This window comes from Parahaemophilus parainfluenzae (assembly GCF_001053575.1).
Taxonomy (GTDB): domain Bacteria; phylum Pseudomonadota; class Gammaproteobacteria; order Enterobacterales; family Pasteurellaceae; genus Haemophilus_D; species Haemophilus_D parainfluenzae_S.
This window is the reverse complement of the sequence record NZ_JVSL01000032.1, coordinates 1-23606: the sequence shown is the minus strand read 5'-3', so window position 1 is coordinate 23606 and position 23606 is coordinate 1. Positions and strand designations below refer to the sequence as shown.

At 38.9% G+C, this 23606-nt stretch carries 21 protein-coding genes, 1 rRNA gene and 2 pseudogenes; 5 read left to right on the top strand and 19 right to left on the bottom strand.

Annotated features, from left to right (window positions below; all coding sequences use genetic code 11):
- Positions 1-28: 28 nt before the first annotated feature.
- The 9 genes from bioD to rlmE form a co-directional block, all read right to left on the bottom strand.
- Positions 29-763: a dethiobiotin synthase gene (gene bioD, locus AC979_RS06280; protein WP_049373403.1), complete on the bottom strand. Its 735-nt coding sequence runs from the start codon at positions 761-763 to the stop codon at positions 29-31.
- 102 nt (positions 764-865) lie between these two features.
- Positions 866-1132 (bottom strand): YcgL domain-containing protein, encoded by a 267-nt coding sequence (locus tag AC979_RS06275; RefSeq protein ID WP_049371326.1) that lies wholly within the window; start codon positions 1130-1132, stop codon positions 866-868.
- A 69-nt stretch (positions 1133-1201) separates the two neighbouring features.
- A complete protein-coding gene (locus AC979_RS06270; protein ID WP_049373402.1) occupies positions 1202-1747 on the bottom strand; it encodes a histone in 546 nt (181 codons plus the stop codon).
- 300 nt (positions 1748-2047) lie between these two features.
- A complete protein-coding gene (locus AC979_RS10395) occupies positions 2048-3193 on the bottom strand; it encodes a hypothetical protein (protein ID WP_053085712.1) in 1146 nt (381 codons plus the stop codon).
- A gap of 180 nt (positions 3194-3373) precedes the next feature.
- Positions 3374-3847: a phosphohistidine phosphatase SixA gene (gene sixA / locus AC979_RS06260; protein WP_049373401.1), complete on the bottom strand. Its 474-nt coding sequence runs from the start codon at positions 3845-3847 to the stop codon at positions 3374-3376.
- Between the two features lie 70 nt (positions 3848-3917).
- Positions 3918-5252, bottom strand: coding sequence for a phosphoglucosamine mutase (glmM, locus tag AC979_RS06255; RefSeq protein ID WP_049367663.1), 1335 nt, complete (start codon positions 5250-5252; stop codon positions 3918-3920).
- Positions 5253-5328: 76 nt separating this feature from the next.
- A complete protein-coding gene (gene folP / locus AC979_RS06250; protein WP_049373400.1) occupies positions 5329-6156 on the bottom strand; it encodes a dihydropteroate synthase in 828 nt (275 codons plus the stop codon).
- 114 nt (positions 6157-6270) lie between these two features.
- A complete protein-coding gene (gene ftsH / locus AC979_RS06245; RefSeq protein WP_049373399.1) occupies positions 6271-8169 on the bottom strand; it encodes an ATP-dependent zinc metalloprotease FtsH in 1899 nt (632 codons plus the stop codon).
- 96 nt (positions 8170-8265) lie between these two features.
- Complete coding sequence (rlmE, locus tag AC979_RS06240; protein ID WP_005697532.1) at positions 8266-8898, bottom strand: 23S rRNA (uridine(2552)-2'-O)-methyltransferase RlmE; 633 nt, start codon at positions 8896-8898, stop codon at positions 8266-8268.
- A 166-nt stretch (positions 8899-9064) separates the two neighbouring features.
- Here rlmE and yhbY point away from each other — a divergent pair, with 166 nt between their 5' ends.
- A complete protein-coding gene (gene yhbY / locus AC979_RS06235) occupies positions 9065-9364 on the top strand; it encodes a ribosome assembly RNA-binding protein YhbY (protein WP_005696198.1) in 300 nt (99 codons plus the stop codon).
- Between the two features lie 31 nt (positions 9365-9395).
- Here the strand turns inward: yhbY and greA are convergent, their stop codons facing one another.
- Positions 9396-9872, bottom strand: coding sequence for a transcription elongation factor GreA (gene greA, locus AC979_RS06230; RefSeq protein WP_005697514.1), 477 nt, complete (start codon positions 9870-9872; stop codon positions 9396-9398).
- A gap of 152 nt (positions 9873-10024) precedes the next feature.
- Between greA and dacB the strand changes: the two genes are divergently transcribed.
- The gene (gene dacB / locus AC979_RS06225; RefSeq protein WP_049373398.1) at positions 10025-11464 is read left to right on the top strand and encodes a serine-type D-Ala-D-Ala carboxypeptidase; all 1440 of its coding nucleotides are present in this window, start codon (positions 10025-10027) and stop codon (positions 11462-11464) included.
- Positions 11465-11589: 125 nt separating this feature from the next.
- Here the strand turns inward: dacB and purF are convergent, their stop codons facing one another.
- The 3 genes from purF to yfbV all read right to left on the bottom strand — a co-directional run bounded on the left by purF (position 11590) and on the right by yfbV (position 14164).
- Positions 11590-13107: an amidophosphoribosyltransferase gene (purF, locus tag AC979_RS06220; RefSeq protein ID WP_049373397.1), complete on the bottom strand. Its 1518-nt coding sequence runs from the start codon at positions 13105-13107 to the stop codon at positions 11590-11592.
- 14 nt (positions 13108-13121) lie between these two features.
- Positions 13122-13613 (bottom strand): CvpA family protein, encoded by a 492-nt coding sequence (locus AC979_RS06215; protein ID WP_005696203.1) that lies wholly within the window; start codon positions 13611-13613, stop codon positions 13122-13124.
- 104 nt (positions 13614-13717) lie between these two features.
- Complete coding sequence (yfbV, locus tag AC979_RS06210; protein ID WP_049365554.1) at positions 13718-14164, bottom strand: terminus macrodomain insulation protein YfbV; 447 nt, start codon at positions 14162-14164, stop codon at positions 13718-13720.
- A 221-nt stretch (positions 14165-14385) separates the two neighbouring features.
- Between yfbV and AC979_RS06205 the strand changes: the two genes are divergently transcribed.
- The 3 genes and pseudogenes from AC979_RS06205 to pta form a co-directional block, all read left to right on the top strand.
- On the top strand, positions 14386-15591 hold the full coding sequence (locus AC979_RS06205; protein ID WP_049373396.1) for an acetate kinase: 1206 nt from the start codon (positions 14386-14388) through the stop codon (positions 15589-15591).
- A 64-nt stretch (positions 15592-15655) separates the two neighbouring features.
- Positions 15656-15979 (top strand): annotated as a pseudogene (locus AC979_RS10640) (AAA family ATPase); the annotation flags it as partial.
- Positions 15980-16054: 75 nt separating this feature from the next.
- Positions 16055-17107: pseudogene (pta, locus tag AC979_RS06200) on the top strand (phosphate acetyltransferase); the annotation flags it as partial.
- Between the two features lie 87 nt (positions 17108-17194).
- Here the strand turns inward: pta and rnd are convergent.
- The 6 genes from rnd to rrf all read right to left on the bottom strand — a co-directional run bounded on the left by rnd (position 17195) and on the right by rrf (position 23587).
- Positions 17195-18346 carry a ribonuclease D gene (gene rnd / locus AC979_RS06195; protein ID WP_049373394.1) on the bottom strand — a complete coding sequence of 384 codons (1152 nt, stop codon included), beginning with the start codon at positions 18344-18346 and terminating at the stop codon, positions 17195-17197.
- A 69-nt stretch (positions 18347-18415) separates the two neighbouring features.
- Positions 18416-20104 (bottom strand): long-chain-fatty-acid--CoA ligase FadD, encoded by a 1689-nt coding sequence (gene fadD, locus AC979_RS06190; RefSeq protein ID WP_049373393.1) that lies wholly within the window; start codon positions 20102-20104, stop codon positions 18416-18418.
- A 46-nt stretch (positions 20105-20150) separates the two neighbouring features.
- A complete protein-coding gene (locus AC979_RS06185; RefSeq protein WP_049373392.1) occupies positions 20151-20693 on the bottom strand; it encodes a Slp family lipoprotein in 543 nt (180 codons plus the stop codon).
- Positions 20694-20713: 20 nt separating this feature from the next.
- Positions 20714-21424 carry a tRNA (adenosine(37)-N6)-threonylcarbamoyltransferase complex dimerization subunit type 1 TsaB gene (gene tsaB, locus AC979_RS06180; RefSeq protein ID WP_049373391.1) on the bottom strand — a complete coding sequence of 237 codons (711 nt, stop codon included), beginning with the start codon at positions 21422-21424 and terminating at the stop codon, positions 20714-20716.
- A 2-nt stretch (positions 21425-21426) separates the two neighbouring features.
- Entirely contained in the window at positions 21427-23349 is a 1923-nt protein-coding gene (locus AC979_RS06175; RefSeq protein ID WP_049373390.1) for an ATP-dependent DNA helicase, read from the bottom strand.
- A gap of 122 nt (positions 23350-23471) precedes the next feature.
- Positions 23472-23587, bottom strand: a 5S ribosomal RNA gene (gene rrf, locus AC979_RS06170).
- Between the last annotated feature and the right edge of the window lie 19 nt (positions 23588-23606).

Here is a 23606-nt window from a genome sequence, read left to right as displayed (position 1 = left end):
TTTAACCGCACTTTTTATTTCAAACTTACTATTTAACTAGCTCTGTTTGCATATACATCAAACGATCAATATTCGTTAAATAATGTCCTAACTCTTGGGATTCTGGCTTATGAATATAAGGGATTTTACCTAGCAAAGGCGCATCAATCTGAGCCTCTAAAATATCTACCACCTCTTTATAATGCCCTAAACAAGGGTTAATTCGATTTGCAATCCAGCCTAATAAAGGAACGCCAAGCTGTTTAATCACTTGAGCTGTCAGCAATGCATGGTTAATACAGCCTTCTTTGATACCAACAACCAACACAACAGGCATTTTATGCTCAACAACCCAATCAGCAAAACTCTTACCTTCTGCCATTGGTGTGAGTAACCCAAATGAACCTTCCACGACAACAGATTGATATTTTTGAACTAATATCGTTAAGGCTTGATTAATCTTACTTAATTTAATGCGTGATTTATCTCGAGTCAGCATCGGCAAGGAATGAGCAAAAGTATAGCTATTTACTTCTTGATAAGATACTGGCTCATTCGTTGCATCCATTAAAGCTAACACGTCTGAATTATTTTCAGCATCATAATCTGTTTGGGATTCATTAGACTGATTTTCGACAGGATAAATCCCCTCTTCACAGCTACAAGCAATCGGCTTATAACCCACAATTCGCACGCCCTTTGCTTGTAATGCCTGAATAATGGCACGACAGGCGGTGGTCTTACCCACGTCAGTATCTGTACCTGCCACAAAGAAACTACTCATTTTTATTCTCCTTTTAAAAGTGCGGTCAATTCTAAAGGAGTTTTTTGAGGAAAATATTGAGATAAAGCAAGATTTGGATATTTTTAGGAAAAAATAAAAGGCTTATTTGATCTCACTCAAACTATTAAACAAGCCATCATCTTGTTTTGGCATTTGAAGATAAAATCCTTGCTGAGTAATTTTCCCCATAACCTCATCTTTATCTGCATGAACAAGCGGTTTACTCCCCCTCAAATTGAAAGGCATAAGAAATTGAGGCTTACCAAAACTCTGCATTAATATATCCGGTACAGCTGAAAAATCATCTCGTTTGGAAATATAAAGATAGCAGCCTGGTTTACGTTTACTTTTATAAATTGCACATAACATTTCATATTGCTCCAAAAAGAAAAAACCTACCAGATAATCTCTGATAGGTTTTATTTTACGAAAGTTTAATTATTTAGTCACAGCTTCTTTTACTTCAGCTGCTTTATTTGCTGCTGCATCTTTTGCTTCAGCCGCTTTATCAGCTGCCGCATCTTTTGTTTCTGAAGCTGAGTTTTTTACTGCTTCCATTTTAGAAGACATCGCATCTTTTGCTTCAGCCATTTTATTTGCTGCAGCATCTTTCATTTCAACTGCTTTATCTGCTGCTGCATCTTTTGCTTCAGAAGCTGCATTTTTTACTTCTTCCATTTTAGAAGACACTGCATCTTTTGCCTTAGCCATTTTATTTGCAGCAGCATCTTTCATTTCAGAAGCTTTATCAGCTACTGCTTCTTTTGTTTCAGCCATTTTATTTGCAGCTGAATCTTTTGCGTCAATTGCTGCATTTTTAACATCAGTTGCAACTTCTTTTGCTGCATCTTTAATTTGTGTTGCTGCATTTGCTGTTGCATCTTTTGCTGCTTCAACTTTTTGAGCTGTTTCTTGTTTATCGAAACAACCAGTTACGGCTAAAGATGCACCTAATACTAATACGGCTAATACTGATTTTTTCATTGTCATTCTCCATTTTATAATTAAGAATTAATCCAAAGCTATCTGCTTTGTGTGATCTAGTTTACGTAAAAAAAACTTAAAATAAAACATCTTTCAAAAAAATTTACATTTCTAAAGATATAGTTTTTTATAAAATCTCTCTAAAACAACTATAACCCAATGAAATTAAAAGATTTGTAAAAAAGTTCATTATAAAAATTTTATTTTTTGTAAAGATAAAAAATCACTTTTTTGTGTTTTTTTTGAACAATCCCACTCAGTTAATTTGAATAATCCTTAACTATTGCTTTTACTTTTCAGTTACTTTTTTACGGCTGCAGATTGATCTTTTGTTTCAGAATCTACATTTTTTACTTCCTCTGCTTTAGAGCACACAGCATCTTTTGCTTCAGTCATTTTATTTTCCGCAACATGTTTAACATAGTTAGCTGCTGCAACCACAGCATCTTTAACTTGTACTGCCGCGCTTACTGTGGCATCTTTTGCAGCTTCAACTTTAGAAGACATTACATCTTTTGCCTCTGAAAGCGAATCTTTTACTTCAGCAACTTTATCTTCGACAGCTTCTTTTGCTTTTACAGCTTTATCTTCAGCTGCATCTTTTAGCTCAGATGCTTTATCTGCAGCTTCATCTTTTGCTTCTGAAACTACTTTTTTCACTTCTGATGCTTTATCTTCCACCGCATCTTTTACTTCTGAAGTCGCTTCTTCTGCTTCTACAGCTTTATCTTCAGCCGCATCTTTCACTTCAGCAGCTTTATCTTCAGCTTCATCTTTTAACTCAGCCGCTTTATCAGCAGCTTCATCTTTTGCTTCAAAAACTGCATTTTTTACTTCAGCAACTTTATCTACAACTGCATCTTTGAATTTAACTACTTTGTCTACAACTGTATCTTTTGCTTCTGAAGCCGCTTCTTTTGCTTCTACAGTTTTATCTTCAGCTGCATCTTTTAGCTCAGATGCTTTATCTGCAGCTTCATCTTTTGCTTCTGAAACTGCTTTTTTTACTTCTTTTGCTTTATCTTCAGCCGCATCTTTCACTTCAGCAACTTTGTCTTCAGCTGCATCTTTTAGCTCTGCTGCTTTATCTGCCGCTTCATCTGTAGCTTCTGAAACTGTTTTTTTCACTTCTGATGCTTTATCTTCGACGGCTCTTTTTACTTCAGAAAATTTGTCATCGATTGCTTTTTTCATTTCAGTAGCTTTATCATCGATTGCTTCCTTTGCTTCAGAAACTGCTTTTCTTACTTCAGATACTTTATCTTCAGTTACATCTTTCACTTCAGTAGCTTTGTCTTCAACCACTTCTTTTGCCTCAGACGCTTTATGTGTCACAGCATCTTTAATATAGTTAGCCGCTGCAAATAATGCATCTTTAACTTGTGTTGCAGCATTCACTGTCGTATCTTTTACTTCAGTTGCTTTATCTCCGATTTTATTGTTCATAGCTACTCCCCTTGTGTCATTATGATGGCTTAATTTAAGCTATTCATTTATAGCTCATTTTCAGTCTATCAAAAAAATTTTAAAAAAACACCTAAAAATATACATTTTTAGGTGTTGCTTATTTTTGACTGCTTTTAAAAAGTAAATCATATAAACTTTGTTTTTCGTATTTTAGCCATTCTATTTTGGATAATGGAAAGCTTCAATGGTGCCTTTTTCACCATTCCACTCAATTTGAACAATCGTTGAAGGGTAAAAACTAATTGGATTTCGCTTACCGTAAAGCTCTGAAACAATACTGCCTACTAAAGGTAAATGAGAAACGAGTAAAACACTTTCAGTACCTTCTTCTTGCAAAACAGATAGATAATCAGCTACCAATGTAGCATTACCATAAGGTGTAATCCCACTCCAAATTTCAATATCATTAAGCGTATTACCTAAGGCTAAATTTACAAGCTCAAACGTTTCTTGTGCTCTTACATAAGGACTGACAATCACTTTCTGAACTGAAAGTGCGGTTGAATTTAGATGGGTTTTAAGCCATTGACCTTGTGATATTGATTGTTTGCGTCCGTAGTCGTTTAAATGTCTCGACTCATCTGATGAAGCAATAACTTCTGCTTCTCCATGACGCATAATAAAAATTTTCATGTATTGGCTTTCCTAAAAATAATAAAAAATAAATTTTATAGATCAAAAATGGGGGCAAGCCCCCACTTTATTAATTCGCTTTCACTGCTTCTGCAATTTCTTCTGCACATTGTTTTGCAAGTACACCGTCTTCACATTCGACCATGACGCGAATAAGAGGCTCAGTACCAGACTTACGCAGTAAAATTCGACCTTTGCCTTCTAAACGTTTTTCCACATCTGCAGCTACCGCTTTTACCGCTTCACTTTCTAATGGATTATCACCACCAGCAAAACGAACATTAATGAGTACTTGAGGGAATAATTTCACCGCACTTGCAAGCTCGTTTAAAGATAAACGATGTTGAACCATTGCACTTAATACAGCTAGTGATGCAATAATACCATCACCTGTCGTATTTTTATCAGCAATAATGATATGGCCAGAGTTTTCTCCGCCTAGCGTCCAGTTATGTTCTACCATTTTTTCTAACACATAACGATCGCCAACGTTAGCACGCACAAAAGGTACACCTAACATCTTTAAAGCAATCTCTAAGCTCATATTACTCATTAATGTGCCCACTACGCCACCTTTTAGCTGACCTGAACGTAAAGCTTCACGAGCAATAATGAAAAGGATTTGGTCACCATCTACTTTATTACCTAAGTGATCCACCATCATAATACGGTCACCATCACCATCATAAGCAAGACCAACATCTGCTTTTGTTTCAAGCACTTTTTCCTGTAACGCTTTTACATCGGTTGCTCCACATTTCTCATTAATATTGATTCCGTTAGGATCTGTACCAATTTCAATCACTTCTGCGCCTAACTCACGTAATACATTTGGCGCAATATGATAAGTCGCACCATTTGCACAATCCACCACAATTTTATAACCATCTAAACCAAGGTGGGCAGGGAAAGTACTTTTACAAAATTCAATATAACGTCCTGCAGCATCACTGATACGGCTTGCTTTACCTAAATCAGCAGACTCCACACAATCCATTGGCTGATCAAGCATGGCTTCAATCGCTTCCTCAATATCGTCTGGTAATTTTGTACCTTGTGAAGAGAAGAATTTAATCCCGTTATCATAGTAAGGGTTATGAGATGCCGAAATGACAATACCTGCTTCCAAGCGGAAAGTACGGGTTAAATACGCCACGGCTGGTGTAGGCATAGGACCAGTAAATGCAGCAGTTAAGCCCGCTGCTGCCAAACCTGCTTCAAGTGCAGATTCCAGCATATAACCTGAAATACGAGTATCTTTCCCGATTAATACCGTACGAGAACCTTGAGAAGCTAAAACCTTACCTGCTGCCCAACCTAATTTCAATGCGAAATCAGGTGTGATTGGATATGTACCCACTTTTCCACGGACACCATCAGTACCAAAATATTTACGATTTGCCATATTTATTCCTTATTAAATTTGAATAATGATGTTACAGAAATCATTTATTCCACAACATATAAAATCTGTTAGTTGCTTACGCTTCTTGTGTAGCTTGCCATACTTTTAAGGCATCAGCTGTTGCAGCCACATCATGCACACGTAAAATAGTCGCACCATTTTGTGCAGCAATTAATGCCCCGGCTACACTTCCTACAATGCGTTCAGTCACGGGCTTATCTAATACAGCACCAATCATCGATTTACGTGAAAGCCCTGCTAAAACAGGATATCCACTTTCACAAAAGTGAGCTAACTGCTGTAAAAGCTTATAATTATGCTGCACAGTCTTACCAAAACCAAAGCCCATATCCCAAATAATATTTTCTTTGGCAATTCCCGCATCTAAACAAGCTTGAGTCCGAGCTTCTAAAAACTGATAAACATCTTGGACTACATCATCATAATGCGGATTAGTCTGCATTGTGCGCGGTTGTCCTTGCATGTGCATGATACAAGTTGGTAAATTCAACTCCCCTGCTATTTCGAGTGCACCAGGTTCACGTAGAGCACGAATATCATTAATTAAATCCATGCCGACCTTCGCTGCTTCTTGCATTACCACAGCTTTAGAAGTATCCACTGAGATCCAACAATCAAAACGCTTTTGTACCGCTTCAACTAAAGGTATCACTCGTTGCAATTCTTCAGCTTCAGACACTTCATCTGCCATCGGACGAGTCGATTCACCTCCGATATCAATAATCGTTGCACCTTCTTTCAGCATTTTTTCAACTTGAAATAATGCCTTGTCTAGACTAAAAAACTGTCCGCTATCTGAAAATGAATCGGGCGTGAAATTCAAAATTCCCATAATTTGCGGGAATGATAAATCTAGACATTTGTTATTAGCATAAAGTTTCATAAAGTGCGGTCAATTTTTAAATCAAATTTTAAAGGCTAGATTATAACGGAATATAGTGATGAAAAGAATGACATTATAAATAAAAAAGCCTTCCTAATTAGGAAGGCTTTATTCTTACTCTTCAGAATCTTCTGAATGATTAACCGCACTTTCAGTTGTTTCTTCTTGCGGCTTAGCTTTCGGGCTCGTGTCTTTGTTATCTTCCCAACCAGATGGCGGTGTAACAGGTTCACGATTCATTAGCTGTTTGATTTGTTCTTCTTCAATGGTTTCATATTTCACTAACGCATCTTTCATGGCGTGAAGAATATCCATATTGTCGATCAAAATCTGTCTTGCTCTCGCATAGTTACGATTTACAATCGCACGCACTTCTTCATCAATCGCATGCGCCGTTTCATCTGACATATGTTTTGCTTTCGCCATTGAGCGACCTAAGAATACTTCGCCTTCATCTTCGGTATAAAGAATCGGACCGAGTTTATCTGAGAAGCCCCATTGGGTCACCATATTACGTGCAATATTGGTTGCCACTTTAATATCGTTAGATGCACCGGTAGAAATATTTTCTTCACCGTAAATCAAATCTTCAGCTAAGCGTCCTGCATATAGTGTGGAAAGTTTACTTTCTAATTGTTTTTGGCTGATACTAATTTGATCGCCTTCAGGTAAGAAGAAAGTTACACCTAATGCACGGCCACGAGGAATAATCGTCACTTTATGAACCGGATCATGTTCAGGCACTAAGTAACCCACAATGGCGTGACCTGCTTCATGGTACGCTGTCGATTCTTTTTGTTTATCCGTCATGATCATGGTACGACGTTCAGGCCCCATATTGATCTTATCTTTGGCTTTTTCAAACTCAAGCATTGATACAGTACGTTTATTGCTACGTGCAGCAAATAGTGCCGCTTCATTCACTAAGTTCGCTAAATCTGCACCTGAATAACCTGGTGTACCACGCGCCAGTGTCATTGCATCAACATCATCAGCTACAGGAACTTTTCGCATGTGAACTTTTAGAATTTGCTCACGACCTTTCACATCCGGTAAACCGACAACAACTTGACGGTCAAAACGACCTGGACGCGTTAATGCTGGGTCAAGTACATCTGGACGGTTAGTTGCAGCAATAACGATTACGCCTTCGTTACCACCAAAACCATCCATTTCAACTAACATTTGGTTAAGGGTTTGTTCACGCTCATCGTGTCCACCACCTAAGCCGGCACCACGTTGACGACCTACCGCATCAATTTCATCAATAAAGATTAAGCATGGTGCATTTTTCTTCGCTTGCTCGAACATATCACGAACACGAGAAGCACCAACCCCCACAAACATCTCTACAAAGTCAGAACCTGAAATGGTAAAGAAAGGCACTTTTGCTTCACCCGCAATAGCTTTCGCTAATAAGGTTTTACCTGTACCTGGAGGCCCTACCATTAAAATCCCTTTTGGAATTTTACCACCAAGGTTTTGGAATTTTTTCGGTTCACGCAAGAAATCAACTACTTCACCGACTTCTTCTTTTGCTTCATCGCAACCTGCAACATCCGCAAAAGTCACTTTGATTTGATCTTGGTTCAGCATTTTAGCGCGGCTTTTACCAAAGCTCATGGCCTTGCCACCGCCACCTTGCATTTGACGCATGAAGAAAATCCATACCCCTACAAGGAATAACATTGGGAACCACGAAATTAAAATTTGTGATAATAAACTGCGTTTTTCAAAAGGCGTACCTTCGATTTTAACTTTTTTATTTAGTAAGTCATCTAAGAGCTTTTTATCTTCCAACGGTGGCATGACGGTCATATATTTAGAACCATCATTTTTGGTCACTGTGATTTCATTCGCATCAAAACGCGCTTCTTTCACTTGACTATTACTCACATCATACACAAAGGTTGTGTAATCTGTTGAGTCACTCACGCCATTGGAATTAAAACTTTGGTAAGCTGTCATCATGACAATTGCTACCACAACCCATAGAACTAGATTTTTGACCATATCGTTCAAGGTTTAACCTGCCTTTCTTAAGTTAATTAAAATTAAACGAGATACTATCTCATCCCCGACACAATGAAAAGCTATCAAAGCAATTATCTATTCGCCTTTATAACCACTTGCTACAATATAAACTTCGCGAGAGCGCCCACGAGAGGCTTCAGGCTTACGCACTTTTACAACACTAAAGAGTGAACGAATTTCGCGCAGATACTCGTCAAAACCTTCTCCTTGGAATACTTTGACCACAAAACTGCCTTTTTTCGCCAAAACTTGCTTACACATATCTAAAGCCAGTTCAACTAAATACATTGCACGAGGAATATCAACAGATGGCATGCCGCTAAAATTTGGCGCCATATCAGACATCACTACATCAACTTTTGCTTCACCAACTCGTTCTAATAATGCATTCAGCACATTTTCGTCACGAAAATCGCCTTGCAAGAAATCCACGCCGACAATTGGGTTCATATCCAAAATATCACAAGCAATCACTCGGCCCTTTCCACCAATTTGGCTCACAACATACTGTGACCAACCACCTGGTGCGGCACCGAGATCCACCACAGTCATTCCCGGTTTAAACAATTTATCCGTTTGTTGAATTTCATCTAACTTAAAGTAAGCACGTGAACGTAATTTTTGCTTATGTGCTTTCTGAACAAACGGATCTTTAAAATGTTCGTTTAGCCAACGAGAAGAACTCGCCGAACGTTTTTTCTTTCCCATAATCTCTTTCTTTTGTACTATTTTTTGTAGTAGTTTCGTCTATATTTGGGTACAATCTGCCAAATTCAAGGCTAGACTTACCAAAAAGTGCTGAAAAACCACATTTTTTCTGACCGCTCTTTTCGGTCTTTTTTTGACTCATATTCATCTATTTAAAGGATTCCTTATGACAATATTATCAACAAAACAAAAACAATTTTTAAAAGGACTTGCTCATCACCTTAGTCCTGTCGTCATGCTTGGCGGTAACGGCTTAACCGAAGGGGTATTAGCCGAAATCGATAATGCATTAAATCATCACGAATTAATCAAAGTAAAAATTGCTGGCGCAGATCGCGAAACCAAACAATTAATTATTGATGCGATTGTTCGTGAAACCAAATCATCTAACGTTCAAACCATCGGACATATTTTGGTGCTTTATCGACCAAGCGAGGAAGGTAAAATCCAGCTGCCTCGTAAATAATTGTTATCCCCTCAATTTGAGGGGATGTTTTTTAGATGTAATTTACTTCAATAATCTCGAACTCAACCGTTCCACCTGGTGTGGTAATATTCACGGTATCATCCAACTCTTTCCCCACCAAGCCACGAGCAATCGGTGAATTCACAGAAATCAAACCTGACTTAATATCTGCCTCATCATCGCCCACAATTTGGTAAGTGACTTCTTCATCAGTATCGGTATTCACTAATACAACTGTCGCACCAAAAATAACTTTACCGTTATTTGGTAATTTAGTGACATCGATAACCTGACAATTTGCAAGTTTGCTTTCAATTTCTTGAATACGCCCTTCGCAAAAACCTTGTTGTTCACGCGCTGCGTGATATTCTGCATTTTCTTTTAAGTCACCATGCTCACGTGCTTCAGCAATCGCCTTGATAATTTCAGGGCGACGCTCATTCTTTAAGAAATCTAATTCTTGACGTAATAGCTCCGCACCGCGCACGGTCATTGGAATTTGTTTCATTCTTTTTCCTTGAAATTTGGTAAAAACAAAACCACGACAACGTCTTGCAACCTTGCCGCAGTCAATGAAAAATAAAAAATGATTTACTCTATTGAGTTCGGAGCTTATTATTATTCGTCTTGAGAAAAATAGCAACCATAACAGAACTAAAAATGACTAAAAAACCTTCTATTTCGACCGCACTTAAAGCGGCATTTATCACACTCGGCTTTTCTTTTTCCTCTATGGCTGAAGTTAATGTGGCTTCTATTACCCAATACCTACCTGAAGGTGCTTCTGCCAGTATCATTGCCAAAAACCTCAATAAAGATCAAATTATTGCAGACTACAATGGTTCAACATTTATGTTGCCTGCCAGTACGCAAAAAGTGTTCACAGCTGTCGCGGCTAAATTAGTATTAGGTGATGCCTTCCAGTTTGAAACCTCACTTTTAAGTAACGGAAAAATTCAGAATAATGTTTTAGAAGGCGATCTTGTTGTGCAATTTACTGGCGATCCTGATCTGACCAGTGGACAACTTTATAGCTTATTAGCTAATTTAAAAAACCAAGGCATTCAGAAAATCAATGGTGATCTTATTTTAGATACCTCTGTATTTGCGAGCCATGATCGTGGGTTAGGTTGGATTTGGAACGATCTTACAATGTGCTTTAACTCCCCTCCTGCTGCAGCAAATATTGATAATAACTGTTTCTATGCCGAGCTAGATGCAAATCAACCTGTAGGTGAAACAGTCAAAATTAACGTTCCTGCTCAATTCCCTATTCAAGTTTTCGGGCAAGTTTATATTGTGGATCAGCAAGAAGCCGGTTATTGCCAGTTAGATGTCGTTGTTCACGACAATAATCGCTATCAAGTAAAAGGCTGTATTGCACGCCAAACTAAACCATTTGGGCTTAGCTTCGCCGTGCAAGATCCAGATGCCTACGCTGCTGCCATTATTCAACGTCAATTAAAACGTCTTGGTATTGAATTTAGCGGTCAGGTAAAACAACCTCAAAAACCACAGCAAGGACAAAAACTTGCTCAGCATTTATCTAAACCGTTGCCTGAGCTATTGAAAAAAATGATGAAAAAATCGGATAATCAAATTGCCGATGCCTTATTTAGAGCAGTAGCCTACAACTACTATAAACGCCCTGCTTCATTCCAATTAGGCACATTAGCAGTAAAATCCGTATTGCAAAAACAAGGCATTAAATTTGGTAACAGCATCTTAGCTGATGGTTCGGGTCTTTCTCGTCATAATTTAGTTGCACCGAAAACCATGCTTTCAGTCTTGGAATACATCGCCAAAAACGAAGATAAATTACACTTAATGGAAACTTTCCCAATTGCAGGTGTGGATGGCACAATCAGTGGGCGTGGTAGCTTAATTAATCCACCACTGGTAAAAAACGTCATCGCTAAAACTGGCTCATTAAAAGGTGTCTATAACCTTGCCGGTTTTATGACCAATGCACGAGGTGAAAAAGTGGCTTTCGTTCAATTTATCAATGGCTATTCAACCGGTGATTTAGAAAGTAAGACCAAACGAGCACCACTTATGCAATTTGAAAGTGCACTTTATAACGATCTTTATAAAGACTAAAACGCATAAAAAATGACCGCACTTTGAATACATCAAGTGTGGTCATTTTTCTTTATATTTAACCAAAAAGAAAAAGCACTAAACGCTTCATTGAATTTAGTGCTTTTTTACGACCTTAAACGCGATTAACCTTCATTATGAATTTCAAGGTTGCTTGCATCTTTTTCCCGTTTTTTCTTTGCTGAATCACTCCGTTGAGAAGCGATGCTATCAAGGTATTCTGGCGTGATATCGCCCGTAATATATTCACCAGTAAAGACTGAACAATCAAAGCCTTGAATAGCTGGATTTTCTTGGCGTACTGATTCTGTCAGCGCTTCAAGATCTTGGAAAACTAATTTATCTACGCCAATCAATTTCGCAATTTCGTCAACATTACGGCCATAGGCAATAAGCTCTTGTTTTGTTGGCATATCAATACCGTACACATTCGGATAACGAATTTCTGGTGCCGCGGATGCAAAGTAAATTTTCTTCGCACCTGCTGCTCTAGCCATACTCACGATTTGTTCAGATGTTGTACCACGAACAATAGAATCATCGACTAATAACACATTTTTATCTTTAAATTCTGCTTTAATCGTATTGAGCTTGCGACGGACTGAACTAATACGTTGTGCTTGGCCAGGCATAATAAATGTACGACCGACATAGCGGTTTTTCACAAAACCTTGACGATAAGGTTTGCCTAAGATTTTCGCAATCTGTAAAGCAATGTCTGTTGAAGTTTCAGGTACTGGAATAACAACATCAATGTTATCAGCTTCCTCAACCCATTCTTTTGCAATTTTTTTACCTAAATGTTCACCCATGTGAACACGTGCGGCATAAACAGACACACCGTCTATTGTTGAATCAGGACGAGCAAAATAGACATACTCAAAAATACACGGATTTAAGACCGCACTTTCTGCGCACTGCTCAGCATAAAGCTGGCCATCAAAGGTCACATAAATCGCTTCGCCTGGTGCTACATCACGCACTAATTCAAAACCTGCGACGTCTAATGCCACACTTTCAGAGGCAAACATATATTCTACAGAGCCGTTTTCTTCTCGTTTACCTAACACGAGTGGACGAATACCAAACGGATCACGAAATGCCACCATGCCATGTCCAATAATCATCGCTAAGCATGCATAAGCACCACGGATATCTTTGTGTGTCGCACGAATTGCATTAAAAATATCTTGCGGATCGAGATGGTATTTATTCACTCTATCTAAATGATTTGCAAGAATATTGAGAAGAAGTTCTGAATCCGAATTAGTATTTATGTGACGACGTGCTTCTTTAAATAATTTATCTTTTAATTCGTCTGAATTGGTTAAGTTGCCATTGTGAACAAGGCTTAAACCATAAGGTGAGTTAACATAGAAAGGCTGCGCTTCAGATACACTTGAACTGCCGGCGGTTGGATAACGTACATGTCCGAGGCCTGCATGACCTTGTAAACGTAACATATGTTCTTGTCTGAATACATCGCTTACAAGACCATTAGCCTTACGCAAACGAAAGCGGTTTTCATCATCGATTGTGACAATCCCCGCCGCATCTTGACCTCGATGCTGTAATAACGTTAATGCTGCATAAATGGATTCATTAACCGGATTTTGGCTAACGATACCGACAATTCCACACATACTGATTGACTACCTTATTGTTTAAAAGTTGAGTTTAAAAAACTAGAACTTGCTTGTAGTTGTTGGAAGAACCATTCAATAATGAAGCCGAAATGAGGAATTAATTTTGATTCTTTCCACCAATCGGTTTGCTCAAAGTTAGTGAAGGTATCCAAGAAGAATAAGATCGCAGCAACGATTAACGCCCCACGAATTAAGCCAAATGCCGCACCAAGAACACGATCTGTTCCGGTAAGTCCTGTTTTATCCACTAATTGGCTAATCACATAATTAACAATGCCGCCTACAATTAAGGTTAAAACAAATAAAATGCCGATTGCGGTGCCGTTACGCACGTAGTCAGATTCGATTTGAGTAAGATAAGTGGCAAGATAAGGATAAAATTGGCTAGCGACAATAAATGCAACGACCCAACTTGCAAGGGACATAACCTCTCGCACAAACCCACGTAATAAACTCACGATAATCGAAAATGCGATGATGCCAATGATAATGTAATCAATCATTAAATAGTCTCTCAATTAAAAAGGGCCGCCATTGCGACCGCAGTATTTTACATAAAAAACAACAAAAGGAAAACGTTTGCGTCAATTAAATTTGGAGCCATTGGCTAGATTTCCTGCCAAAATGCTTTATCTAATTTTTGCTGTGCCTTTTGTAGTACTTCTGCCAAGTGCTGATATGTCGGTTTATCTTGCACGGTTGGCAAACTTTCATGTTGTTTTCTTAAACGTTCACTAATCTCATAAAACCACTGAGAACTTTGCGGTTCTAACGGTGATTTTGCACGTTTTCCCAACCAGTATAAACCTTGTAATGGCATCACTAACGCACAAAGTGCGGTCAAAATAGCAATCGCTAATGCAGTAAGATCCGTCTTGGCATAAAGCTGTTGCCAAACCACCGAAAATACCGCCATAAAAGGCATAAACTTCTGTGCAAATTTTGTGGCTTTAATAATGCGATTTTCGGGAAAAATAATGCCGAGTTTCGCTTCTAATGGCCACGTTTGCAAATATATTTGCCCACGTTTTAAGGTTGAAAAAAATGATGACATAAAAACATCCTAGAAAATAACCGCACTTATAATACTCTAGTTTAGGTTTAATTGTCATCCTTAACTAGAAACTGTTGAAATTTTCAACTTTTCTAATAAAAGATCGTATTTTTCCCTTCTAGTGAATTTATTTTATACGCCAAAAGGTGTATTCTATGCAAGATTTGTAGTCCGTTCTTTTGAATGGATTTTTATTAACCTCAATCAAAAATAGGGTTCCTATGTCAAAACTTGTTCTCATCCTTAACTGTGGTAGTTCTTCATTAAAATTTGCAATCCTTGATCCTGCAACAGGTGAAGAAAAATTATCAGGCTTAGCAGAAGCATTTTATCTTCCTGAAGCTCGTATTAAATGGAAACTTAACGGTGAAAAAGGTAGCGCAAATTTAGGTGCTGGTGCAGCGCACACAGAAGCACTTAACTTCATCGCGTCAAACATTATGACTGATGAGCTTAAAAACTCTATCACCTCGATTGGTCACCGTATCGTTCACGGTGGTGAGAAATACACCCAATCTGTTGTTGTAACAGATGAAGTGGTTAAAGGTATTGAAGATGCAGCACAATTTGCTCCACTTCACAACCCGGCTCACTTAATCGGTATCCGTGAAGCATTCAAAACATTCCCACACTTAAAAGATAAGAACGTTGTCGTATTTGATACAGCATTCCACCAAACTATGCCTGAAGAAGCATACTTATATGCACTTCCATACTCACTTTACAAAGAACATGGCGTACGTCGCTACGGTGCACACGGTACCAGCCACTACTTCGTTTCTCGCGAAGTTGCGGAATACGTAGGCAAACCAGCAGACCAAGTAAACGCAATTATCTGTCACTTAGGTAACGGAGGTTCTGTTTCTGTGGTTCGTCATGGTAAATGTATCGATACGTCTATGGGTTTAACCCCGTTAGAAGGTTTAGTCATGGGAACTCGTTGTGGTGACATCGACCCTGCGATCGTTTTCTACCTATACAAAAACTTAGGCATGTCAATGGATCAAATCGAAGAGACTTTAGTGAAAAAATCAGGTCTTTTAGGTTTAACTGAAGTAACAAGTGACTGCCGTTATGCAGAAGATAACTACGACGATGTATCTAAACCAGAAGCAAAACGTGCATTAGATGTTTACAGCTACCGTTTAGCAAAATACATCGGTGCATACATGGCCGTTTTAGGTGATGATCACTTAGATGCCATCGCATTTACGGGTGGTATCGGTGAAAACTCTGCTCACGTTCGTGAATTAGCGTTAGGCCACTTAAAATTATTCGGCATCAAATTAGACAAAGAACGCAACCTTGCTGCTCGCTTTGGTAAATCAGGCGTTATCACTGCTGATGACTCTGCATTCAAAGCGATCGTTCTTCCAACCAACGAAGAATTAGTAATTGCACAAGACACAGCACGTTTAGCGGGCTAATCAACTTCCTTCAAACCTGCTGAGAAATCAGCAGGTTTTTTCATTCATTAAAAGGTATATCAAAATGACTAAAGCAGTTATTCTTATTCCAACTAGCGCAGAAGCAAATTTAGCAGCAGCACTAGATGCAGCTAAAACAACAGGCGCTGTCGTATTCAATGCAGTAGAAGATGTAAAAGCCGCTCAAGCATTAATCGCAAATAATCAAAAAGACGTGTTATTAGAAAAAATCGTTGCTGATTTCCAAGCATTAAATTCAAATTTAGTGGTTGTTAAAGGTGTTCAACCTTCAGCTCAAGCGCCTTTTGCAAATAGCTTAAACTTTGCGATTGCGCAAACCTTAGATGCACAAATTATCTTAGTGGCAAACAATGAAGAAGGCACATTAGTAGAAGCCGTTGCTTCAGAATTTGGTGGCGTGAATAACACTGACATCTTAGGTGTATTTGGTGCACAAGCAGGCAAAATTAAAGCTTTAGATGCACAAGCATTAGCTGCGGCAATCGCGGCACCACTTGCTCGTGAAGCACGTATTTCTCCAGCAGCATTCCGTTTTAAATTAACTGATTTAGCACGCAAAGCAGGCAAAACCATCGTATTACCAGAAGGTGATGAACCTCGTACCGTTAAAGCGGCGGCAATCTGTGCAGAACGTGGTATCGCAAAATCAGTATTATTAGCAGATCCTGAATCTGTGAAAAAAGTTGCGGCAGAACAAGGCGTGACTTTAGGTGCTGACGTAACAATCATCAATCCAGCTGACGTACGTGAAAACTACGTTGCTCGTTTAGTTGAATTACGTAAATCTAAAGGTTTAACTGAAGAACAAGCTCGTGCACAATTAGAAGACACCGTTGTATTAGGTACCATGATGTTAGAAGCGGGTGAAGTAGATGGTTTAGTCTCTGGTGCCGTTCACACCACTGCAAATACCATTCGTCCACCGATGCAAATCATCAAAACAGCACCTGGTAGCTCAATTATCTCGTCTGTATTCTTCATGTTATTACCAGATCAAGTATTAGTGTATGGTGACTGTGCAGTAAACCCAGAGCCAACTGCTGAACAACTTGCTGAAATCGCAATTCAATCCGCTGAATCAGCAAAAGCATTTGGTTTAAATCCGAAAGTCGCAATGCTTTCTTACTCAACCGGTACTTCTGGTTCAGGTCAATCTGTAGAGAAAGTAAAAGAAGCTACCCGTATTGCACAAGAAAAACGTCCTGATTTATTAATCGATGGTCCATTACAATACGATGCAGCTGTCATGAAAGATGTAGCAGCGTCTAAAGCACCAAACTCTAAAGTAGCAGGTCAAGCAAACGTGTTTGTATTCCCTGATATCAACGCAGGTAACATCGGCTATAAAGCGGTTCAACGTTCTGCAGATTTAGTGGCTGTAGGCCCAATGCTTCAAGGTATGCGTAAACCGGTTAATGACTTATCTCGTGGTGCATTAGTGGATGATATCATCTACACCATCGCATTAACCGCAATCCAAGCAACTCAAGCTTAATTAAAGTCTTTGTTGTAAAACACTAAATAAAATAACCGCACTTTTGATAACTCAAAGTGCGGTTATTTTTAGGATTGTTTTTAATGACTACTCTACGGATTTTAAGTATTCAACCAGCTTCAAGCCAATCTCTCTTCGCCACCCTAAAAGTAAATCGGGCTGTTTTGCCATATCTTCATTTTTTAACCAGACCCATTTAATGAGATCTTCTAAATTTCGTTTACTCGCCAGAATATCGAGGGTTAATCCTTTTGGGGTCAGTTCATAGGCTTTTTCTTGTAACAATCGAATTGCCTTTTTATAACGAGGATCATCCACAATACGCACTAAGCGTTTAGGGTAATCATAAGGGGAAATTCGGCGGCTTTGTGCTAACAATTGAAGCATCTTTTTGCCGCGTACACGCACTTCATTTTCAGATAATCCAAGCGCTAGCATTTCTGATGTATTACGAGGATTATTTTTTGCTACTTTCCAAAGGTTGTCAGATTTCACCACATAAGAAAGGGCTAAGTTTCGCGCCATTGCCGTTTCTTGTCGCCACTTTGCCAATAGCTGTAAACGCGCTAATTCGAGCGGATTCAATTTCCAAACATTCGGAATCTCTAAATAGGCTTTGTTTGGATCGCGATCATCTAATTGACTGGTTTTCGAGATCGCAAGCTGGCAATCATCAATTACGGCTTGAAGCCAAGGTGATTGCGCTAATTCTATTTGCATTTTTTGATAGACCGGCAATAAGTACCATACATCCCCTGCAGCATATTGTAGCTGTACGGGGGAAAGTGGACGTTTTAGCCAATTTGTACGCGTTGCCCCTTTATCCATTTCAACGCCCAAATAATGCAACACAAGTTTAGCCAAGCCCGCTGAATTAGCAAAACCCAGAAAACGAGCCATAATTTGCGTATCCATCATAGGTTGTGGAAGTGCATCAAACTCTTGCAAGAAAACCAATAAATCTTCATTACAAGCATGCAAAATTTTTGTCACCTGCTGATCGCGTAATAATTCTACAAAAGGTGAAAAATCAGTGATGGATAAAGGATCGATCAATGAAACACGTTCACCATCATAAAGTTGAATTAATCCTAATTTAGGATAATAGGTCGATACCCGCATAAATTCAGTATCTAAAGCGACCGCACTTTGCTGACGAGCTAACTGACAAACCTGAGCCAGTTCTTCATTATTTTGAATTAACGTAAAGTGCGGTTGATTTTGGCATTCTTTTATCATTGTAATAGGATGTATTTTCAAATAGAGGTACAGACTAAACAGGGATATGAACACATATCCCTGATTTAATTAATGTTGCGCGCGTTTTGCTATTTCTTCATCACGCAGTATGCGTCGTAAAATTTTGCCTACATTACTTTTCGGCAATTCATCGCGAAACTCAATATCTTTCGGGACTTTATAACCTGTGAGATGTTGTCTGCAATGCTGGCGTAATTCATCACGCGTGAGGCTATCATCTTTCTTCACAACGAAGATTTTAATGGTTTCTCCTGACACTTCGTGTGGCACGCCGATAGCGACCACTTCAGCGACTTTATAATTTAGCATCACCACATCTTCGATTTCATTTGGATAAACGTTGAAGCCTGAAACTAAGATCATGTCTTTTTTGCGGTCAACAATACGGAGGCTATAGCTCTCGTCCATAATGACGATGTCACCCGTTGCCATCCAGCCATCTTTAAGCACTTCAGCTGTCGCTTCAGGACGTTGCCAATACCCACGCATGACTTGTTCACCTTTAACCCAAAGCTCTCCGGCTTCACCAAGTTGTGCTTCTGAGCCATCATCTTTGATAATTTTAATATCAGTATTTGGAACCGGTACACCGATTGTACCATTGTGTTTCACCACATTAATCGGACAAGCGGCAATTAGCGGTGAGCATTCTGTCATGCCGTAACCTTCAATAATGTTACAGCCGGTTAAATCATGCCAACGTGTTGCGACTGATTGTTGGATCGCCATACCGCCGCCAACAGAAAGTTTTAATCGTGAAAAATCCACTTCTTTGAAATTTTCATTATTAAGCAGCGCATTAAACAAGGTATTTACCCCTGTAATCGCTTCAAAACGATATTTTTTGAGCTCTTTAACAAAACCATCAATATCACGTGGATTCGTAATTAAGAGCGCAGTCACGCCAAGCTCCAAGAAAAGTAAACAGTTTACCGTTAAGGCAAAAACATGATAAAGCGGTAAAGCCAGTACGGCAACGCGTTGCTTAGCATGATCGCCAATAAATGGCTCTGCAATCCACTTCGCTTGGAAAATATTGGTAATAATATTGCCATGTGTCAGCATAGCGCCCTTAGCAACACCTGTCGTTCCGCCTGTATATTGTAAGAAAGCTAGATCTTCACGATCTACTTGAGGACGAACGTATTGGCGAAATTTACCAATACTCAATACTTCACGGAAAGTGACGGCATTCGGTAATTTATATTTTGGCACTAACTTTTTAACGTATTTCACCACAAAATTGACCAAATTACGCTTACCAAAAGAAAGCTGATCGCCCATTCTTGTTAAAATAACGTGCTTCACTTTAGTATTAAATACAATTTTTTCTAAGGTTGAAGCAAAGTTTGAAACCACAACAATGGCTGTTGCGCCGCTATCTTGTAACTGATGTTCTAATTCACGTGGGGTATAAAGTGGATTTACGTTTACCACAACTAAACCCGCACGTAAAATACCGAAAAGCGCAATAGGATATTGCAACAAATTCGGCATCATTAATGCAACACGCTCACCACGTTCTAACTTCAATTCATTTTGTAAATAAGCGGCAAATGCACGGCTACGCTCTTCTAATTTACGAAATGTTAAAACCTGCCCCATGTTGATATAGGCGGGACGGTCTGGGTGCTCACGAATTGCTTTATCTAAAATATCGAGAATAGAATCATACTTGGATGTATCCAGCGTGGTAGGTGAACCTTCTGGATAATTTTGAAACCAAACTTTTTCCATTTTTTATCCTTATTCTTTGGAAAATTTTCTTAATTTTATCATGTAGTTAATAGAGATAATAGCGAATTTCAGGCTCGCCATACCAATAATACGGTCGTCTACCGAAAAAGCCCCAATCATCCCACATATCATCTGGATAATAATAACTTTGTGAAAGCTTCCAGACACGATAATGATTGGTTTTAATAACCGGATAAATATAGTTGGCTTGATCAACCTTGCCTTGTTCTGTTTTCAGTAAGGTACCACCAATTGTAATAAATTGATCTTTTAAGCTTTCTGGCTCCACAAAACCATCAAGATAAGTGATAAAACGTCCATTAGGCTGTTCATCAATCATAGGTTTTGCTGAGGTTGCATAAACTGGATAGCTTAATACTTCAATTTTAGTTTTATTCGGCAAGGCCTGTGCGGTTAATACTTTTCCACCCAAACGTATTGATTTGCACTGACAGCTATAATCACTCTGTTGAATTGAAGATAATGATTTTAAAGTAAACTGCTCTTTTTCCAGCCCTTTCGGTGCATTGACACATCCCACTAATGTGGCCGAAAGTGCGGTCAAAACTAAGATCGTTTTTTTATTCATCTTCAACTCCTTTTTGAAAATTATTCACGCCCAGGTAATTTTTTCCAAGTTACTTCATTACGCAAATAAACAGGTTCAATTTCTAAGGCGGATATGACTTTATTCTGAGCATAATCTGTTAAAGCAAGCTCAAGCATATATTGTGCAGAAGGTAAAATAATATCACTCCCTTCTAAACCACTGTCTTTAAATTGGGGATACGCAGCCCAACCTGTTCCGACTCGATAAGCGGTTAAATCTGAAAGTTGTTCAAGTACTTTTTCTGGTTGACAAACTTGTTCTTCAATAACGGGGTTCCATTGGAAAAATTCACCCAATTCTGACCACACTTTTTCTCGTTTTACTTGAGAAAAATAAACTTCATTCATTCTCGCATCAATGGCCGCTGCCACATTTTCAGCTTGATGTAATTCAAATGCAGCCTGAGCCATTGTTGTTAAATTCGATACCTCAATAACAGGTAAATCAGCACCAAATGCAAGCCCTTGAGCAATCCCTGCGCCGACACGGACACCAGTAAAACTACCAGGACCGCGTCCAAATGCTAACGCATCTACTTGCTTCAAATTGATACCTGAATTAGCGAGCAACTCATCAACCATTGGAAGAATACGTTTTGTGTGTGTACGTTGTGCTAATTCATCTAAATGTGTTTTTTCGCCTTTATGCCAAAGTGCAACTGAACAGGCTTCTGTTGAAGTATCAAGTGCTAATAAGGTGATATTTTTCATTATTAATCCATTTTCTCATTTTGTAAGAATTGTACCACTTTGTTGAGATCTCGGGTACGGGTTGAATTAGGTAAACTTTTTAGAAAGGTTTCACCGTAATTTCGCATAACAAGACGATTATCACAAATAATTACCGCACCACGATCTGTCACATCTCGAATTAGGCGTCCTACACCTTGTTTCAGCGTAATAACCGCTTCAGGGATCTGTATATCATTAAATGGATCGCCTCCTTGCAATCGGCAATCTTCAATGCGTGCTTTTAGTAAAGGTTCATCTGGCGCAGTAAAAGGCAATTTATCAATAATGACTAATGATAGCGCATCACCACGGACATCCACACCTTCCCAAAAGCTCGAGGTTGCAACTAGCACGCTGTGGGTTTCATGAATAAATTGTTCGAGTAATTTTGCTTTAGGCATTTCACCTTGTAATAAGATAGAAAGCTCACTATTTTCTCTAAAATACTCTGCCAAGCCTCTCATCATTAAATAAGAAGTACAAAGCACAAAGCATCGCCCCTTATTCGCTTCAATGATAGGCAACAACATTTCACCAAGAGCTTGTAACGTATTATTTTGATTCGTTGCTGGTAAATAACGTGGCACGCAAAGTAGCGATTGATTAGGATAATCAAAAGGGCTGTGAAGAATTTTTTGTTCTGCTTCCTCAATACCAAGTCGCTGACAGAAATGATTAAAAGTGCCGCCAACTTCAAGCGTCGCTGAGGTGAAAATCCAAGCGGCTTCTTTATTATTTAGCTGTTCGCCAAATTTATCTGCGACAGTAAGTGGCGTAATATGCAAACCAAATTGTCGCCCCATACTTTCGTACCAATAACAATAGCCAACAATGGCCGTATCACAAAGACGAATTAATTGATTCTTGATACTTTCAGTGCGTTCAAAAATACTATCCAAAGTCTGAGAGCGACCTAATGCAATCTTGATAACTTCAGAAAGAAACTCAATTTTTTCTTGTAATAATTCAACCGATTTTTTAACCGCAATTTGCTTAAATAGCTCACGCCAATTTCCTCGCTGATTACCTTCCCCAAGAAGAAGGCGAAAATCCTGAATAACTTTAAGCAATGTATCTGCAGTACTGCCAAGCTGCGGCATATCTTTCAATTCTGTTCGATAAACAATATTGATATCTTTACATAAATCAAATAGCTGGCGAGAAGTTAATGATTGACCAAAATACTGGCTTGCAATATCGGGAAGTTGATGTGCTTCGTCAAAGATGATGACTTCTGCATTGGGAATAAGCTCACCAAAGCCACTTTCTTTTACCGCCATATCAGCAAAGAAAAGATGATGATTTACTACGACAAGATCCGCATTTAGCGCTTTTTTACGAGCTTGTGCAACATAGCATTCAGCGTAGTTAGGACAATCTGTTCCTAAACAACTTTCTGCCGTACTCGTCAATTGAGGCAAAATTGGGCTATCTTCAGCCAATTCAATACATTCGGTCAAATCACCTGTTTTCGTCGCATTATTCCATTTTCTTACTTTACTTAAATCGGCTAAAACAGATTTATCCCCAAGCACACCTTGAGCGATAACCTGATCCAGTCGTTCCAAACATAAGTAATTAGATCGCCCTTTCAATAATGCAATTTTTCCAGAATAATTTAAGGCTTTTTTTATGGCAGGTAGATCTCTTGAAAAAAGTTGATCTTGTAGATTTTTAGAGCCGGTTGAAATAATCGTTTTCTTTCCTGCAATAAGTGCCGGTGCTAAATAAGCAAAAGTCTTTCCTGTACCCGTTCCAGCTTCTACAACAAGTGGTTGCTTATTTTGAATAGCATATCCTACTGATTGAGCCATTTCGAGCTGTTCTGCTCGTGGGTTAAATCCTTTGATATTCTTACTCAATTCGCCATCACTGGAAAAAATTTTACTTATCTGTTTTTTCATAATGCTTGCTATCTAGAAATAGGCGAAGATTTTATCATTATTAGACTCATTTATATATGAATTCTAATGTTTTATATAAAACAAAAACCCCAAGCCATTCAGCTCGGGGTTCTATATTCAGTACCTGGCGGTGTCCTACTCTCACATGGGGAAGCCCCACACTACCATCGGCGCATCGGCGTTTCACTTCTGAGTTCGGTATGGGGTCAGGTGGGACCACCGCTCTATCGCCGCCAGGATTATTCCTTTAATAACTT